Source organism: Hyphomicrobium sp. MC8b (genome assembly GCF_905067615.1).
Lineage (GTDB): Bacteria > Pseudomonadota > Alphaproteobacteria > Rhizobiales > Hyphomicrobiaceae > Hyphomicrobium_B.
The window spans coordinates 825765-842554 of sequence record NZ_LR898465.1; the positions used below are offsets into that span (position 1 = coordinate 825765).

A 16790-nucleotide genomic window follows, 5' to 3' on the forward strand; every position below is an offset into this window, starting at 1 on the left:
GTCAGGGTTTTATAAAATCAGCATGCTGATTATATCGCAAATGTGAACATTGACCAGCGCTGAACAAAATTTTGTTATTTGCCGCAAAAAGGGCTGGGAGACGTCACTGGCAAGCGGCTTTCGAGGGATTATCCCACGTATTGTTGTTGTTCAGACCTGGCAGAAACATGACAGAGGGAACATCGCGGGGCGTCATGACCATCGTATCTGACCATGTTGACTGCCGAATGACGCTCGGCAGCAGGTTAGAGAGGATGGGCGTGTACGTGTATGTGGCCTCGATGAAAACGGCGCGTCCATTGCCGACCAGCACGTTCTCAGCGATCGTCTTAGAATCTCCGCATCCGACCGTAGCGCCGGTGGGATACTGGTAAGACCATTCGATTTTCGTTTGCGTTGGGGCATCGAGTTTGGCCCAAACTTGGTAGATACGAAGCGACAGCGGCGTGACGCTGTATGGTTCCATCGCGTGCGCGACGGACTGCATGATGCCCGCAAGAGTATTCTTGGCATCCGTTGTCGTTACGTTTGCCTCGGCTTCATCTTCCGGCCAAAGCTGCTTTTCGCGCGTGACGAGGTCGCCAACCATCGCCGTTGCACGCTGGAAGCGCTTATGGATCATCAGGGCGCGCGAGAGCTCGATCGTGCCGAAGGTCATCATTAAGAGTAGGGGCACGAGCAATGCGAATTCGATCGCGGCGACGCCCGCGACATCGGTGCGGAAGACGCGAAATTTTGCCGACAGCGAGGATGTCCAAAGCTTGCGCATGTCAGCTGCCCGTTCCCGGAAACGGCTCAGTCCGGAATGCCGTTGACGACTGGATCATCATCGTTCCGTCCTGCATGTTGCCCAAATGGAGGAACGGAATTTTTGATGCGTATTCCCATTGGTAGCAGGTCGTCACGACCACGACGTTGCTGGCGCCACCGGTATAGGTAGCGATGAGATCTCCCGGATTACGATTGTTCACGCTCGCCGTGTTGTTTGCATCGACGCAGCGGTGTATTCCGTTGGAGTTGAAACCAGTGTCGTCCGTCGGATTGTTCGTTCCGATGGCACTCCAGTCGGTCCAGCTTTGGGCCCAGACCTGCAGCTTGTCGCATTTGATCCAACCGCCGGCGCCATCGCAGATTGTCTTCTTGAATTGAGCAACGGTCATCTTGTTGGTGACGGCTTCGCCAGTGCGGATCAGCCGGCTCGTCTGATCCATGCCGCGTTCGAGGGTATTGGAAACAAAGAAGTAAAGCGCGCAGCCGATCAGTGCGAAGACGAACATCAGGAACGGTGTAAGGAGGATGGCGAATTCGACTGCGGTTGCGCCCCGGTCGTCGCGACCAAAGCGGCGTAGGCTCGCAAATCTCAAAGACGGCCGTCGTCTGGTCGTTGCCAGGCCTGCCATGGGTTGGAGCTCCGCATCGCGATCATATTTTGCGAAGAGCTAAACTGCGGAAGATTAAGACGGCATTTATCGAAAGGTGGTCTTTCTTTATCGGTTAAGAAGGCGTTGCCGAGGTGCCGCTTCCGTTCGCTATTGCGCGTTGTTGGCGCTGTTGCCTTGGTCCGACGTGCCGGACGAGAATTTGATCTTCGACGAGTTCGCAGACTCCACGTCTTTGAAGAAGTCCTTTTCATCGCCAATCGTCAGTGTCGGTTCGCAGTTCGGCGTGCACGCATATGTAAACCGCTCGCTTCCTTTATGGAGATTGACGATACGGTTGTCGTCACGCTCGACCATCACGCGCTGGTCCTGGATAATATTATGGTCGGTGTCGAGCGCAATGATGTTGGTGATGCCGAAGGTCTTACCTGTCACGACGAGCAGGTTGCCGTCCTGCAAAGCGACGTCCGCGATCGACGGATTGCCGACAATGATTTCGGAAGCGGGGCGCGGCAGCCGAAGCAACTGCGATTGATCATAGCGGACGATCAGATCGGCAGCCGTCGCCGGCATCGCGAACAGAAGAGAGATGCCGATGCCCAGCACAATGCTCCTCGCTTGGGAGGAGACGGTGGTTGTTCTGGCGTTTGTCAGCATCTGACGGAATCCGGGTTCGTGAGGAATTGCGCCATTACCCCAGAAATTGGTGAAGGATGTGCAAACGTCCGTCTCAGAGCGGCCTAAGCCTGGAGGAGGTACGGTCGGCGGCGCCAAAGCGAAGCTCTGCCAATCGATAAATTTGTTCGTATCGACTCTCGTGGCCCGGCAGTGCTCGTTGGAGTTACGGCGCTGGTTTGCCAGATGCACCGATGCAGCGGCCTCGACGCGGCGTGGAATCGTCAGAATTCCTTGTTTTTGTTCTTCTAGTATATCATGCGATAAATCATGTATTAACTCATAAATACTTGCGCAGTTGGCGTTTTGCGACGCCGATTTTCGAATTAGTAACGGGTTATTCGGGTGGATTTCGTGGTTTTATTTCTTGTATTCTGTCGAGTTTAACTTGGATAATCGTGTATTAATGGGGATTTATGGCGAAATTCGCCTATTTTACTCGGTTTTAATTTTTCAGGACTATGTTTCCGAAAGTTCCCAGTTTGGGCGGAGACCCGATGGGACATGGATCGGACAACTACTTGAAGATTGGTTTGGGAGAGTACGAATGAACATGTTTTCGCGTTTCGTGAAGGACGAGTCGGGTGCAACGGCTATCGAATATGGCCTGATCGCTGCCATCGTCGCTGTTGGCATCATCGCCGCTCTGAGCCAGGTCCGTGGTTCGCTGCAGACGACGTTCCAGGGTGTCGCCACGCAGCTCGATGCCGCAAACGCCGGCAATTAATTTCGCGGCGCTCATCGTGCGCTCGGGGGCTCTCCGGGCGCATTTTTTTATCGGGCATTGGTCAGCTCGGAGACGGTTGCAGCAATCTGCTCAACGGCCGGCCGCACTGGATCTTAAGAAATCCACGCGATGCTGTCGGAAAGACGCGGCTGGAGGTAACTGAAAATGGGATCGGTTATGCTTCGAAACAAAGCCTTCAGGTTCATCGCTGATGAGAGCGGTGCGACCGCTATCGAATATGCGTTGATCGCCAGCATCATCAGTATCTGCATGGCGGCTGCTCTGACGCAGATTTCTGGCTCTCTTCAAAGCACGTTCAACACGGTTGGCACGCAGCTCAACGCAAACGGCCAATAAAGCTGTGCCAGGCTTCTGGATATTAGGTCGACTTTTACCCTGTTCGGGCAGGCTTCCCGCCATTGCGGTCTGTAATCGGGTCTTTGGCGTATGAATTCATTGGCTTCTGTCGTTCTGATGGTTTTCCCCGTGGCGATGGCGTTTGCAGCGGCGAACGACCTTCTCACGATGAAAATCCCCAATCGCATTCCGATGGCACTGGTTTCCGGATTTGTCGTCATTGCGCTTCTGACCCGCATGCCGCTAGACGTGTTCGGCATGAATTTGGCGGTCGGATTTTCCATCCTTGCGGTGACGTTCAGCCTTTTTGCGTTCAATCTGCTCGGCGGCGGCGATGCCAAATTGATCGCGGCCGGTGCGCTTTGGATCGGCGCGGCGCACATCATCGACTATTTGCTGTTGACGACGATCTTCGGTGGCGCCCTGTGCCTCGCGATCCTGGCTTATCGCCGATGGGTCCCGGCGACGGCCCTCGCGCTTCCCGGCTGGGCGCATCGGCTGCACACCGAAAAGGGTCCAGTCCCTTATGGCATCGCGATCGCGGCAGGTGCGCTTGCCGTGTTTCCAAGCACGGATCTTTTCCTGTCGCTGATGTCGTAAGCGCATAGGGCGTCAGAGCAACGCCCGGCGCAATGCCGTTTACGCTTCGATAACTGTCTCTACAACAAATTGCCTCCGCGCCCCAGTCCGAGACGGCGGTTAACTTCAAATTGACGATTGGCGGGCCATCGTCAGTGCGAAGGAATCACGTTCGTTCGCGAAGGGACTTGCGGGGCGTATGAAGCGGGCTCAGCTTATCGGTTTTTCAGTGGCACTCGTTGCCGCGGGGCTCGCTTATTATGTCGCGGGCGCTCTTCTGCAGCCGCCCGCTCCCATTACCGTCGAGAAGCATGTCGACAGCACAAAGGTGCTCGTTGCGGGCAGGAATATTCCTGTTGGTGAGATCGTCAACGAAGGCAGCTTCCGCTGGATGACGTGGCCGAAAAGCGCTGTGTCGCCCGACTATCTGAACCAAAAAACGGCCGGAGCTGACATCTTGAAGCGACTTGCCGGATCGGTTGCGCGAGCGCCAATCCTCGCGGGTGAGCCGATTACGAAGCAAAAGCTGATCAAGCCCGGCGACGGCGGCGTCCTCGCCGCTATTCTTCCGCAAGGCATGCGCGCCATATCGACGAAGATCCGCGCGGAAACGGCGGCGGGCAGCTTGATCCTGCCGAACGATCACGTCGACGTCATCCTGATCCGGCGCGTGCGAGGTCGCAACAACGATGACCAGAGCGTCGCCGATACGCTCTTTCGCAACGTTCGGGTGCTCGCGATCGGACAGCAGATCCAGACCAAAGAAGGCAAGATGGTCGCCGAAAGCTCGGCGAGCACGGCAACGCTCGAGCTGACACCACGTCAGTCCGAAATGATGGCGCTTGCAAATACGATGGGGGACATCACCCTCTCGCTGCGCAGCGTCGCCGATCTGAATTCGGATCCGACGGGATCGGGTGCGGGCCTCAGCCGGCCGAAAGAGAATTCCGTGCGTATCGTACGTTACGGCGCGAAATCGCGTGTGTATGGCGTGAACTGAGTCATCAAAAGTCAGTGGTCGTCATAAGGTAAGACCTCATGCGCATTACTCTAGAATTTTCGTGGCGCGCCGCGGTGCGCGCCGTCGCGCTGCTTGTCGGCGTCGGGATGTTGTGCGCGAATTTATCGCCCGCATCTGCGCAGGCTCAACGGGGCGGCGACCAGTCTTACGACGACGATGTTTCGGGGGCGGATCACCAGTCGTTTATCCGCATCCAGGATACCGGAGGTCCGATCCGTAAGAGCATAAAGATCGGAATGGGCAAGTCGGTTCTCTTGGAGTTCCCGCGGCCGGTTCGCGACGTGATGGTTTCCAACCCGGCTGTCGTCGATGCCGTGGTGCTGAGCTCGAACCGCGTTTTTCTGCTGGCGAAAGACATGGGCGAAGCCAATGCCTTCTTCTTCGACACGTCCGGCAATCAATTCGCGACTATGGAACTTTATGTTGCGCGCGAGACGGCAGGACTGGAATCGCTTCTGAACCGCATCATTACCGGGGGCCGGATCAAGGTCGAAATGCTGAACCAGACCGTGATCCTGACCGGGACCGTCAAGAGCCCGATTGACTCGACGCGTGCGGGCGACATCGCCGGACAATTCATCTCGCAGCAGCTGCGGAGCTTTTCGGCGAATACCAAGGAAGGCGTTTCGCTGGCTGAAGGGCAGACGAACCAGATCAAGGAATCTGTCATCAACATGCTGACGGTCGAGGCCGAAGAGCAGGTGATGCTCAAGGTCACGGTTGCAGAAGTTCAGCGCACGCTGCTCAAGCAGATGGGTGTCAACGTCGGCGCCATGATCCAGTCCGGCAGTTTCGCGACGGCACTCTTAACTGAGAACTCGCTGCCAATTACAGTGGCGCAGGGGTTGGGCGCGATGCCTCAGATCGGTATCGGAACGGGAGCGTCGACCGGCTGTGCGGTGGGTAGCCTTTGCAATATCAATACCGGCGCTGGCGGTACATATCAAAATAGCGGTGCTACGTCGTCGTGGGGGAGCGGAAACAACCGAGTCCAGGCTGCGATCCGTGCGCTCGAACGCGACGGTCTGATCCGTACGCTGGCCGAGCCCAACCTGACAGCGATTTCGGGCGAACCGGCTGAGTTTCTGGCGGGCGGCGAGGTTCCTTACGTCACGGGTATCGACACGCAGTCGGGCGTCAGCTCGGTGGCTTTCAAGAAGTTCGGCGTGCAGCTGAGCTTCACACCGGTCGTTCTTTCCGAAGGTCGCATCAGTCTCAAGATCGATACCAGCGTCAGCGATATCTCGCAGTTCATCGCCAACAACCCAGTGTTCGATACGCGCCAGGCCAAGACGGTCGTCGAGTTGCCGTCGGGCGGTTCCTTGGCGCTTGCCGGTCTCATCAGCACCAAGACGCAGCAGAACATCGACGGGCTGCCAGGCGCAAAAGACATTCCGATCCTTGGCACGCTGTTTCGCAGTCGCGACTTCCAGAACCAGGAATCGGAGCTGGTCGTGATCGTGACGCCCTATGTCGTGCAGCCGGTCTCGCGTCAGCAGCTTGCAACGCCTGCGGATGGTTTGGCGCCGGCGACCGATCTCAAGGCAGACTTTCTGGGTCACCTGAACCGGATCTACGGCAAGAGCGAAGCCATGCCGTCCGGCGGGCTCAAAGGTGACTACGGCTTTATCGTCGAATAATTGGGGCAAGACGCGTCATGCAGATGAAAAGCACGAGTGCCGGCGGCCCGAAGAGATTGCGGACCGATATGGGCAGGATCGTCACGATCGCACTGCTGTCCATCGTTGCGGGCGGCTGTCAGCATGATGGCGTCACGGGACCGCAAGTTGCGGGCTGGACGCTCGTCGATCCCGAGCAGCGCCACCCGATTCTGGTTTCGCAACAGCCCGCGACCCTCAGCCTGCATATCTCGCGGAACGCCGATGGCTTGACGCCAGCGCAGCGGGCGCGCGTGCTCGAATTCTCCAGCCGCAGCCGGGCGTCCGATGCTGGTAACAGCCGTATCGTTATCTCGGCACCAAGTGGCTCGTCGAACGAAAGCGCTTCGATGCAGGCCGCGGATGAAGCGCGCAAGCTTCTCATTGATACAGGCTATTCGGAGACGACGATCGCGGTCGAGGCGTACCCGGCTTATGGCCGCGATGCGCCGGTGCGGCTGTCGTATATGCGCTATATCGCGGAAGCGCCGAATTGCGGGCAGGACTGGTCTGAGAACCTGGCGCGTGCTTATCAGAACACGCCTTATCCGAACATGGGCTGCGCGGCGCAGCGCAACTTGGCTGTGATGGTCGCCAATCCGGCCGATCTGCTCGGACCGCGTACGATGACGAGCCGCGATTCCAACCGCCGCGACGACATGTACGAAAAATACGTGAAGGGTGAAGCCGTCGGGGCAGCCGCCGAGGCTCAGACCGTCCAGAGTGTCACCAGCGGCCAGTGATCGATCGGAGACGTCATGTCCAAGCTTGCTCATCTTACCGACGACGAGCCCTACTTCGATAGCGATGAGGGGTTGGCCGCCCATCCTAGCGATCGCGCCCGGCCGATCCCGCGCATTTCCATTCAAGCGTTTTGCGATGATCTGAACGTCGCTGATGCAGTTCAGCATGCGGCTGAAGATCGGCGGCTGGCGAAGGCGCATGTCAGCGTCCACATGGGCGGGATCGCGGCGGCGATCGCGCACTATGCCGATAGTCCGACGCCCAATCTCATCATCGCTGATAGTTCTCACAGCGGCAGTCAGCTGCTGTCGGAGCTCGATCAACTCGCAGAAAGCTGCGATCCGGGAACGAAGGTGATCGTTATCGGTCGCCATAACGACGTGATGCTCTATCGCGAGCTGTTGAAGCGCGGCGTCGCTGAATATCTGGTCGCGCCGACGGATCCCATCGAGTTGATGGAGAGCATCTCCAATCTCTACAACAACCCCGAGACGGACCCGGTCGGGCACGTCTTTGCGTTCATCGGCGCCAAGGGCGGCGTCGGATCATCGACTATCTGCCATAACGTAGCGTGGACGATGTCGGAGGCGCTCGAAACCGACGTCACGATTGCCGACATGGATCTCGCGTTCGGCACGACGGGTCTCGATTTTAATCAGGATCCCGTTCAAGGCATCGTCGAAGCGCTGTCTGCGCCGGAGCGTCTGGACGATCAGCTGCTCGACCGGTTGCTGACGAAGTGCTCCGAACGGCTGTCGATTTTTGCAGCGCCAGTCGTCCTCGATCGCGACTTCGACTTCTCGGCTGACGCTTGCGAGACCGTTATCGATGTTGCGCGGCAGAACGTGCCGTTCGTCGCGATCGACCTGCCGCATGGCTGGTCTCCGTGGACGAAGCGGCTGTTGCTGCAGGCCGACGAGATCGTCATTACCGCAGCCCCCGATCTCGCCAATCTGAGAAACGCGAAGAATATCGTCGATCTCATGAAGACCTCGCGGCGGAACGACCAGCATCCGCACCTGATCCTCAATATGGCAAATCAGCCGAAGCGGCAGGAAATCAGCGTCAAGGAGTTCGAGCAGGCGCTCGATTTGAAGGTTCTCGCCGTCGTCGACTACGACAGCGAGACGTTCAGCCATGCCGCCAACAACGGCCAGATGGTCGAAGAGCTTAACGCCAAGGCAAAAGCCGTCGAAAAGTTTCACGATGTGGCGATGAAGCTAACGAGACGTAAAGACACGAAGGCCGAAAAACAGAGTTCGGCACTTTCGGCCCTGGCGCCGATCTTGGAGAAGCTAAAGCTCAAGCGTTGAGGATTGCAGTTTCATGTTCGGAAGGCGCTCAAACGAGCCACAGGCAGATCGACGCGTAACGCCGCGTCCTCCCGAACCGCAGGCCGCCCCTGCCGCCAGCGAGGCTAGACCGGCTGCGGCCGCTCCGGCGCGCAGTGCGGCGCCACCACCGAGCGCGCCGCCTAAAAGGCCGGAACCCGCACCGGAACAGCAGCGGCGGCATTCCGAAGAGTATTACGACGTCAAGACGACGGTCTTTAACGCGCTGATCGACACCATCGATCTCACGCAGCTATCGAAGCTCGACAGCGTGACGGCGCGCGAAGAAATTCGCGACATCGTCAGCGAGATCATTCAGATCAAGAACGTCGTGATGTCGATTTCGGAGCAGGAAGAACTGCTCGAAGACATCTGCAACGACGTTCTCGGCTATGGTCCGCTTGAGCCCCTTCTGGCGCGCGATGATATCGCCGATATTATGGTGAACGGCGCGGCGACGACCTTCATCGAAGTCGGCGGCAAGGTGCAAAAGACCGGCGTCCGCTTCGCCGACAATCAGCAGTTGATGAATATCTGTCAGCGCATCGTCAGCCAGGTCGGCCGGCGTGTCGACGAATCCAGCCCGATCTGCGACGCGCGTCTGCCGGATGGGTCACGCGTCAACGTCATCGCACCGCCGCTTGCGATCGACGGGCCGGCGCTCACGATCCGAAAATTCAAAAAGGATCGGCTGAAGCTCGAACAGCTCGTCAAGTTCGGTTCGATTACGCCGGAAGGCAAAACCATTCTGGAGATCATTGGACGCGTTCGCTGCAACGTCGTCATCTCAGGCGGTACGGGCTCGGGCAAGACGACGCTGCTCAACTGTTTGACCGGCTCGATCGACCACGACGAGCGTATTATCACGTGCGAAGACTCGGCCGAACTTCAGCTGCAGCAGCCTCATGTCGTGCGACTTGAAACGCGCCCGCCGAACCTCGAAGGCGAGGGCGAGATCAAGATGCGCGATCTCATTAAGAACTGTCTGCGTATGCGGCCTGAGCGGATCATCGTCGGCGAAGTCCGCGGACCTGAAGCGTTTGACTTGCTTCAGGCCATGAATACCGGCCACGACGGCTCGATGGGCACCCTTCACGCCAACAGTCCGCGCGAAGCCTTGAGCCGTCTTGAATCGATGATCATGCAGGGTGGCTACGCGCTGCCGATCAAGACGATCCGCGAAATGATCTGCGGTTCGGTCGATGTCATCATTCAGGCTTCGCGATTGCGGGACGGCTCGCGCAAGATCACGCACATCACTGAAGTTCTCGGCATGGAAGAAGAAACGATCACGCTGCAGAACATTCTCGTCTACGAAATCACGGGCGAAGACGCACACGGCAAGCTGACGGGACGGCACCGTTCGACAGGCATCGTTCGTCCGCGGTTCTGGGAGCGCGCAGAATACTACAACGAGACTGAAAAGCTCGCAGCGGCGCTCGTGCGGTCGGAAGTCATGGACGATCTCGGCAATCCGCTCGGAGATCAAAATGGCTGATCTTGGGCTGCCGACGTTTCTCGCGCCGCTGCTCGCCGCGCTGGCTTTCGCCGGTATCGTGTTCGCGGTGGCGTACCCGTATTTCGCCGACGACCGCAAGGGCAAGCGTGTCGAGGTCGTTGCGGGCGGACGGTCGTCGCGCAAAGGTAGCTCGGCCATCGCGGACATTCAGAGCAGCAGGAAAAAGTCTGTTGCCGAAACGCTGAAGGAAATCGAAGTCCGCGAGAAGGCCAAGAAGAAGATCACGATGAGCCTGCGCCTGATGCGGGCCGGTACGAAGCGGAAACCCCGTGATTTCTATGTTGCGAGTGCGTTGCTCGGCGTGCTTTTGGCGTCTATTGCGCTTTTTATTCTCGAATTGCCGTTTTCGGCGGCAATCGTGGCGGCGTTCGTCGGCGGTTTTGGTCTGCCGCGGTGGATTCTGAACAAGATGACCGCGCGTCGGCAGGCCAAATTTCTGGGTCAGCTTGCGAACGCTATCGACGTCATCGTGCGTGGCATCAAATCCGGCCTGCCGCTCAACGAATGTCTTCAGGTCATCGCACGTGAGAGCCCGGAACCGCTCGGCAGCGAGTTCCTCGAAGTCGTCGATCAACAAAAGATGGGTGTCGGGTTGGCTGACGGGCTTGAGCGCATGTGCGACCGGCTTCCACTTCCGGAAGTGCGCTTTCTGACGATCGTCATTGCGATCCAGCAGCAGGCGGGTGGCAACTTGTCAGAAGCGCTCTCCAATCTGGCGAGCGTTTTGCGCGAAAGGCAGTCGCTGGCGATGAAAGTCAAGGCGCTGTCGGCGGAAGCCAAGGCATCGGCTATCGTGCTTGCATCTTTGCCGCCCGGTGTCATGACGATGGTCTATCTGTCGTCGCCCGACTACATCATGCCGCTGTTCACGACGACGATGGGGCATTTCATGGTCGCGTTCGGCGCGGTGTGGATGCTTACCGGCGTTCTGATCATGAGGAAGATGATCAACTTCAAATTCTAGATCTTTTCACGCGAGCAGGCACGGTCGTGCGCAGATGACGACATTCATCGATACAATCATGAACCCGCAGTTCATCGCGACGGCGCTGGCGGCGATCTGCGTCTTCGCGACGGTTTTGACGGTGGCGTTGCCGATGCTGCAGCGGGACCAGATGAACCGGCGTATGCGTGAAATGGCGATTGAGCGCAGCAAAATGCGCTCGGCGCGGCTTGCGGAAATGACGTCGAAAGACCGCCAGCAGGGCGGTACGAGTCGGCTTCGCTCGACGCCGAAAGGCTTTATGCAGCGGGTTGTCGACAAGTTCAATTTGCGGGAACGGTTCGACAACGAAGAACTGCGCGAAAACCTCAAGCGGGCTGGTCTGCGCGGTCAGGCCAACATTGTCGCATTCCTATTCTTCCGCGTTGCTGCGCCGATTGCGATTTTCTTTTTCGCGCTCTTTTATCTTTTCGTGCTGTACGACAGCGGCTACCCGCCGATGATCAATCTGTTGATCGCGCTGGCAGCGGGTTTCCTCGGCTTCTATGTGCCGAACATGTTCATCACCAACCGCGTGCAGAAGCGGCAGATGGCCATCAAGCAGGCGTGGCCGGATGCGCTCGATATGCTGTTGATTTGTGTGCAGTCGGGCATGTCGGTCGAAGCCGGGTTTGCGAAAGTCGGCAAGGAGATCGTCAGCCAGTCGGTCGAGCTTGCGGAAGAAATGTCGCTGACGACTGCGGAACTCTCGTATCTTCAGGACCGGCGGCAGGCCTACGACAATCTTGCGAAGCGGACGGGGTTGCCCGGCGTGAAAGCGGTGACGACAGCGCTCGCTCAGGCCGAGCGTTACGGCACGCCCGTCGGGACGGCGCTGCGTACGATGGCCAAGGAAAACCGCGAAATCCGGCAGTCGGAAGCCGAGCGTAAGGCCGCTGCACTGCCGCCGAAGCTCACCGTGCCCATGATCGTGTTCTTCCTGCCGGTACTTTTCGTCGTCATTCTGGGACCGGCCGTCATCAGCTATATGGCGCTGAAGCAGCATTAGGACGCGCTTTTCGCCGCTTTACGTTTAAGAGGAGCAGCGAGAAGAGACGTCCGGATCGCGATTGGTTTTTGCCTATTTGATGAGAGGCGCGAGCTTGGCATGGGGGCGCGTCATGACGTCGAGCGGTAGCCGGCAGCGGCTTCAGCGCACCAGTGGCGGGCTTTGGTCGGTCGTCGTCTGCCAGACGCTCTGGCTGACGGGGAGCGACGACGTCGTCGTGGCGGCGGCGCGCTGCACTTCGATCCGCGGTTGGGAGGGGCTCACGTAGGTATTGCTGGCGAAGCTTTTGGCGTCGGGCATGGCCGTCGTCGGTTGGAGCTGGACCATCTGCTTCAGGTAGTTGGCGTTGGCGCTGGCGGTATCGGTCGAGAGCACGCCGGATGCGATGGCCTTCGATTCATCGTAGCGGCCCTGCAGGCCGAGCACGAGAGCCAGGTTTTCACGAACCTTCGGCGTCGCGCCGGGAGCGACAAGCGCCTGACGCAGGATGCCCTCTGCCTTTTTCGGATCGCCCGTCATGGCGTAGGCCATGGCCAGATTGTTCATGACGGTGGGATTGTCCGGCGAAAGGGTCAGCGCGCGCTCATAGAACGGCACGGCGTCTGCATATTTGCCCTGCTTCGCCATCACGGTGCCGCGCGCCGAGACGACCCGCCAATCCGGTTTCGCCGGATCGTCGGCAATCGTCAGCATCTGGTTGGCGACGCCGACTTGGTCCATTTCGAGCGCCAGCCGGCCGTATTCGCCGGCAAGCTCCTGATCGCTGCCGTGAATGAGCGCGGCTTGCTGCAGCACAGACAAGGCTTTCGACTTTTCGCCGAGCGCCTTCAGGTCTTTCGCATAATTGAGTGCAGGCTTCAGTTCGGCCGGGTTTTTGGCGTATTGCTGGCCCCAGTAGATCGTTGCCTTCTGCAACTCGGTCTGCGGCGTGCCCGGCGTGGTATCGCCGGTCGTCGTATCGCTGGGTTTCATGGCGATGCTTGGCAGCAGGTCAGTGGAGGCGGAACAGGCACCCAGGAGTAGCGATGCCGTGAGCGACGCGAAGGTTCCGAGGCGCGGAAGGCGCGGCAAAGTCTGCGAGCGGGGGCGCTCAAAACGCGTCATGACGGTCTCCTGGGGTGATTCGCTCATCAGCGACGAATCAAGGTGAGGCCGTCAGTTTCTGGGGCATCGGTCAACAAACGCTTAAGACTTGCCAGTGACCTGTGATAGCTGGAGAAAATGCGAATGAACTGCAGCCCGGGGGCGCCCGTCGAGGGCGCCAGTTTGCGACCGGGTCGCGACCTTGGTCAGCTTGGTGCAACGGTAAAAGAGAGAACGAAGACGAATGGTTGAGACGACAGCCTGGGCGGCAGCGGAGACCTTTGCACTTGGCGCGCCGGATGCGAGCGACATACCGGTGCACTTCATCGGGTCGAACAGTCTTCAGCCGTCAGCGCCGCTCGATGCCGCGCAGCAGGCGTGGCTCGCAGCTCAGAATTTTTCCGGGAGCGCCAAGCGCTCCGTTCTTCTGCCCAACGCCGAGGGGAAAGTTTCAGCCGTCGCGTTTGGCACGGGCAACGGCCAGCAGGGCGAGCCGAGCGGTCCATCGGAGCTACTGGCTGGGCTGCTCGGTGCGGGATTGCCCGCCGGGACCTATCGGATCGCATCAGAGCTGTCACAGCCCGACCTTGCAGCGCTGGCGTGGGCGCTCGGCAGCTATTCGTTCTCGCGCTACCGCAGCAAAGGACCGAACGGAGCGCGCGCGAAGCTGCGTCTGGCGGCGGAGGGTGCTGAGCGCATCATCAATACGGCAGAAGCCGTGTGGCTCGGCCGCGATCTGATCAACACGCCGGCATCCGACATGGCGCCCGCCGATCTCGAGGCCGTCGCGCGGGATCTGGCCGACCGTCATGGGGCCGACATCTCCGTCGTCGTCGGCGACGATTTGCTGGCGAAGAACTTCCCGCTCATTCATGCGGTCGGACGTGCGAGCCCGCGGCCGCCGCGTCTCATCGACATGAGCTGGGGGCCGGTCGGGGCGCCGAAAATCACGCTCGTCGGCAAGGGGATCAGCTTCGATACCGGCGGCCTCGACATCAAGCCTGCGAGCGCCATGCTGCTGATGAAGAAGGACATGGGCGGCGCGGCGACAGCGTTGACGCTCGCGCATATGATCATGGGGCAGCGGCTCAACTGCAGGCTGCGCGTCATCATCCCGACGGCGGAAAATTCCGTTGGCGGCGATGCGTTCCGTCCAGGCGACATTCTGGCGAGCCGTCTGGGGCTTAGTGTTGAAATCGGCAATACCGACGCGGAGGGGCGACTGGTGCTCGCCGATGCCCTGGCGCTTGCCGACGCCGACGAGCCCGACAGCATCTTCGTTTTCGCAACGCTGACCGGCGCAGCGCGGTCGGCTCTGGGGCCGGACCTGCCGGCATTCTTCACGAACGACAACGAGCTGGCGCAGAGCCTGCCGCCGCTTGCAGCGTCAATCGGCGATCCGCTGTGGGCTATGCCTCTTTGGGAGGGTTACCTACGCAATCTCGACAGCGACATTGCCGACATCAACAATGTCTGGGAATCGCCATTTGCTGGTGCCATTACTGCGGCGCTGTTTCTGAAACGGTTCGTCAGCAAGGCGCGCCGTTTCGCGCATTTCGATCTCTATGGCTGGCGTCCCGCCGCGCGTCCTCTCGGGCCGAAGGGCGGTGAGCCACAAACGGCGAGGGCCGTGATGGAACACTTGCGGCGAGAGTTGATGACGTGACGGCCGACGTTTCTCAGCGACCGGCGGGCGCGCTCGATCCGAGACGGAACGTATTCCGCTCGGATCTCGCGGCGAAGTCGCTCGAAGGCGTCGTGCGCGCAGAACGCTATGTCGCTGGAGAGCCGGGTTTCGTGATCCGCGCAACGGTGCCGTTGCGTAAATTTCCTGATCCCGCCCGCGGCTTCGAGACGGAAGCGCTGTTCGGAGAGAGCCTGACGATCTACGAAGACGGCGGTGGATGGAGCTGGGTGCAGCTCGCGCGTGACGGCTATGTCGGCTATGTGCCGAGCGACGCCATCCGCCGCGGCACCTTTCACACGACGCATCACATTCAGGCATTAGGGACGTTTCTTTACGCCCAACCTGACATCAAGACGCCGCCGATCATGCATCTGCCGCTCAACGCCGCGATTGCCGTGCGCGGCGGCGACGAGGGCTTTCTGGAGCTTGAAAGCGGCGGCTTCGTCTATGCGCGCCACGCCGCACCGCACGATCGCTTTGCGCGCGACTTCGTGGAAATTGCTGAGCGCTTTATCGGCACGCCGTATCTCTGGGGCGGGCGCACGCGGATCGGCATCGATTGTTCGGGCCTTGTGCAGACGTCGCTCGCCGCCGCCGGGTTTCCCGCACCGCGCGACAGTGACATGCAGCAGGCCGAGCTCGGCGACAACGTGCTCGTGGCCGACGATCTCGAAGGCTTGATGCGCGGTGACCTGGTGTTCTGGAAGGGACACGTCGGCATCATGATCGACGGCATCATGATGGTGCACGCCAACGCCTGGCATATGCAGACGTCGGTCGAGACGCTGCCCGAGGCGGTGCTGCGCATTGCCAAGACGGGCAGTCAGATTACTGCGATCAAACGCATTCCAGGCTATGCCGCGATGGATGGGTTCTAGCGCCGGTAGGCGAGATAGCGATGCGTTCGCCAGACCTCTTCTGGCGGCGCTTTGGCAATCCGGCGTTCGCCGCGCCAATCCCATCCGGGGCCGAGCGCGACACGCATCTCGATCGCGACCAGCTCGTCGGTCATGGCATCGAACTTGGAGATTTTCTCGACGTGGCCCGCTTCAATGGAGCGGACGAGGTGCGGGAACAGCTCGAAATGCTCGACCGGCAGGTCTTCGAATGCTTCTTCAGCAAGCTTAAGGCTAAAGGTCTGCTTGGATGTTATGAGCAGTTCAAACGGACAAGCTTCCGGCACGATCGGCAGAACGACGACACGCCAATAAGCCGTCGTCGCGATTACTTCGACGGCGGCGTAGTCGCGCATGCGAGCGACGGACGTTTCAATTTCCACGAGCGTTTTTTCGAGTCGGTCGCGGAATACATCATCGGGGAGCATCTGGCAGTCTCGCGTCAGCGATTCGGAGGATCACCAGAATAACCGATCTTCCGGGTACGGAAAGGCGATGCGCTTCAGGATGCCATCGCCTGGGCCAGCGCTTCGTCTTTCTCCAGGGCCCGCTTGAAGGCCGGGCGCGCCGTTATGCGCTCCACGTAGCTGGCGAATTCCGGCCGGTCGGGCAGGAGTTTGAACAGCCGCAGCCATCGGATCGCGCCACCGAGCACGATATCGGCGGCGGAGAAGCGTTCGCCCAAAATGTATGGACCGGTGCGCACGGCGCTGACGAGCGCGTTCACGGTGTCATCGTAGCTGCCGTAGCAAAGGGCTGACGGCGGAAGGCTGCCCGGTTGGATGTTGCGCGCCTTGTCCATCACGGCGGGCTCGACGTCACCGTGATTGAAGATAATCCAGCGAAGATAGGTTCCGCGCGCGGGATCATCGAGGGTCGGTGCAAGATTGGCTTCCGGAAAAAGATCAGCGAGAAATATCGCTATGGCGCCGACTTCACTGACGGGCACGCCATCGGCGGCGAGAGTCGGGACCTTGCCCATCGGGTTGATGGCGAGAAACTCGGGCGATTTGTGCTCGCCCTTCTTCATGTCGAGGATTTTAAGCTCGTGCGGAGGCGAGCCCAATTCTTCAAAGAGCCAACGGGTTCCAAACGAGCGGGTGTTCGGCGCGTGATAGTGGACGAGCTTTGGCGCGGCCATCG

18 protein-coding genes are annotated in these 16790 nt (G+C 59.5%); 12 read left to right on the forward strand and 6 right to left on the reverse strand.

From position 1 onward, the window contains the following. Nucleotides 1–103 precede the first annotated feature (103 nt). The 3 genes from ACLB1Z_RS03945 to ACLB1Z_RS03955 form a co-directional block, all read right to left on the reverse strand. Nucleotides 104–769, reverse strand: coding sequence for a TadE/TadG family type IV pilus assembly protein (locus ACLB1Z_RS03945; RefSeq protein WP_409562129.1), 666 nt, complete (start codon nt 767–769; stop codon nt 104–106). A gap of 1 nt (nt 770) precedes the next feature. Next, entirely contained in the window at nt 771–1400 is a 630-nt protein-coding gene (locus ACLB1Z_RS03950; RefSeq protein ID WP_409562130.1) for a TadE/TadG family type IV pilus assembly protein, read from the reverse strand. A 129-nt stretch (nt 1401–1529) separates the two neighbouring features. Beyond that, the gene (locus ACLB1Z_RS03955) at nt 1530–1985 is read right to left on the reverse strand and encodes a pilus assembly protein N-terminal domain-containing protein (RefSeq protein ID WP_409562131.1); all 456 of its coding nucleotides are present in this window, start codon (nt 1983–1985) and stop codon (nt 1530–1532) included. A 616-nt stretch (nt 1986–2601) separates the two neighbouring features. Between ACLB1Z_RS03955 and ACLB1Z_RS03960 the strand changes: the two genes are divergently transcribed. The 10 genes from ACLB1Z_RS03960 (at nt 2602) to ACLB1Z_RS04005 (ending at nt 11981) form a co-directional block, all read left to right on the forward strand. Further along, complete coding sequence (locus ACLB1Z_RS03960; protein WP_409562132.1) at nt 2602–2781, forward strand: Flp family type IVb pilin; 180 nt, start codon at nt 2602–2604, stop codon at nt 2779–2781. Between the two features lie 165 nt (nt 2782–2946). Beyond that, nucleotides 2947–3138: a Flp family type IVb pilin gene (locus ACLB1Z_RS03965; RefSeq protein WP_409562133.1), complete on the forward strand. Its 192-nt coding sequence runs from the start codon at nt 2947–2949 to the stop codon at nt 3136–3138. 90 nt (nt 3139–3228) lie between these two features. Continuing rightward, nucleotides 3229–3738 (forward strand): prepilin peptidase, encoded by a 510-nt coding sequence (locus ACLB1Z_RS03970; protein ID WP_409562134.1) that lies wholly within the window; start codon nt 3229–3231, stop codon nt 3736–3738. A 178-nt stretch (nt 3739–3916) separates the two neighbouring features. After that, on the forward strand, nt 3917–4717 hold the full coding sequence (gene cpaB, locus ACLB1Z_RS03975; protein WP_409562135.1) for a Flp pilus assembly protein CpaB: 801 nt from the start codon (nt 3917–3919) through the stop codon (nt 4715–4717). Nucleotides 4718–4755: 38 nt separating this feature from the next. Further along, nucleotides 4756–6378: a type II and III secretion system protein family protein gene (locus ACLB1Z_RS03980; RefSeq protein WP_409562136.1), complete on the forward strand. Its 1623-nt coding sequence runs from the start codon at nt 4756–4758 to the stop codon at nt 6376–6378. Between the two features lie 17 nt (nt 6379–6395). Then, complete coding sequence (locus tag ACLB1Z_RS03985) at nt 6396–7139, forward strand: CpaD family pilus assembly protein (protein ID WP_409562137.1); 744 nt, start codon at nt 6396–6398, stop codon at nt 7137–7139. A gap of 15 nt (nt 7140–7154) precedes the next feature. Further along, on the forward strand, nt 7155–8453 hold the full coding sequence (locus tag ACLB1Z_RS03990; protein ID WP_409562138.1) for a CtpF protein: 1299 nt from the start codon (nt 7155–7157) through the stop codon (nt 8451–8453). Between the two features lie 13 nt (nt 8454–8466). Beyond that, a complete protein-coding gene (locus ACLB1Z_RS03995; RefSeq protein ID WP_409562139.1) occupies nt 8467–9969 on the forward strand; it encodes a CpaF family protein in 1503 nt (500 codons plus the stop codon). Next, nucleotides 9962–10954, forward strand: coding sequence for a type II secretion system F family protein (locus tag ACLB1Z_RS04000; protein ID WP_409562140.1), 993 nt, complete (start codon nt 9962–9964; stop codon nt 10952–10954). Before ACLB1Z_RS03995 ends, ACLB1Z_RS04000 begins: the two co-directional genes overlap by 8 nt. 34 nt (nt 10955–10988) lie before the next feature. Beyond that, a complete protein-coding gene (locus tag ACLB1Z_RS04005) occupies nt 10989–11981 on the forward strand; it encodes a type II secretion system F family protein (protein WP_409562141.1) in 993 nt (330 codons plus the stop codon). A 141-nt stretch (nt 11982–12122) separates the two neighbouring features. Here the strand turns inward: ACLB1Z_RS04005 and ACLB1Z_RS04010 are convergent, their stop codons facing one another. Continuing rightward, nucleotides 12123–13085 carry a tetratricopeptide repeat protein gene (locus ACLB1Z_RS04010; protein ID WP_409562142.1) on the reverse strand — a complete coding sequence of 321 codons (963 nt, stop codon included), beginning with the start codon at nt 13083–13085 and terminating at the stop codon, nt 12123–12125. Between the two features lie 223 nt (nt 13086–13308). Between ACLB1Z_RS04010 and ACLB1Z_RS04015 the strand changes: the two genes are divergently transcribed. Further along, a complete protein-coding gene (locus ACLB1Z_RS04015) occupies nt 13309–14730 on the forward strand; it encodes a leucyl aminopeptidase family protein (protein ID WP_409562143.1) in 1422 nt (473 codons plus the stop codon). Continuing rightward, complete coding sequence (locus ACLB1Z_RS04020) at nt 14727–15629, forward strand: NlpC/P60 family protein (RefSeq protein WP_409562144.1); 903 nt, start codon at nt 14727–14729, stop codon at nt 15627–15629. Before ACLB1Z_RS04015 ends, ACLB1Z_RS04020 begins: the two co-directional genes overlap by 4 nt. Here ACLB1Z_RS04020 and ACLB1Z_RS04025 read toward each other — a convergent pair. Both ACLB1Z_RS04025 and ACLB1Z_RS04030 read right to left on the reverse strand, forming a co-directional pair. Then, nucleotides 15626–16075: a hypothetical protein gene (locus ACLB1Z_RS04025; RefSeq protein WP_409562145.1), complete on the reverse strand. Its 450-nt coding sequence runs from the start codon at nt 16073–16075 to the stop codon at nt 15626–15628. The genes ACLB1Z_RS04020 and ACLB1Z_RS04025 overlap by 4 nt on opposite strands. 74 nt (nt 16076–16149) lie before the next feature. Further along, a complete protein-coding gene (locus ACLB1Z_RS04030) occupies nt 16150–16788 on the reverse strand; it encodes a glutathione S-transferase family protein (protein ID WP_409562146.1) in 639 nt (212 codons plus the stop codon). Nucleotides 16789–16790: the final 2 nt, after the last annotated feature.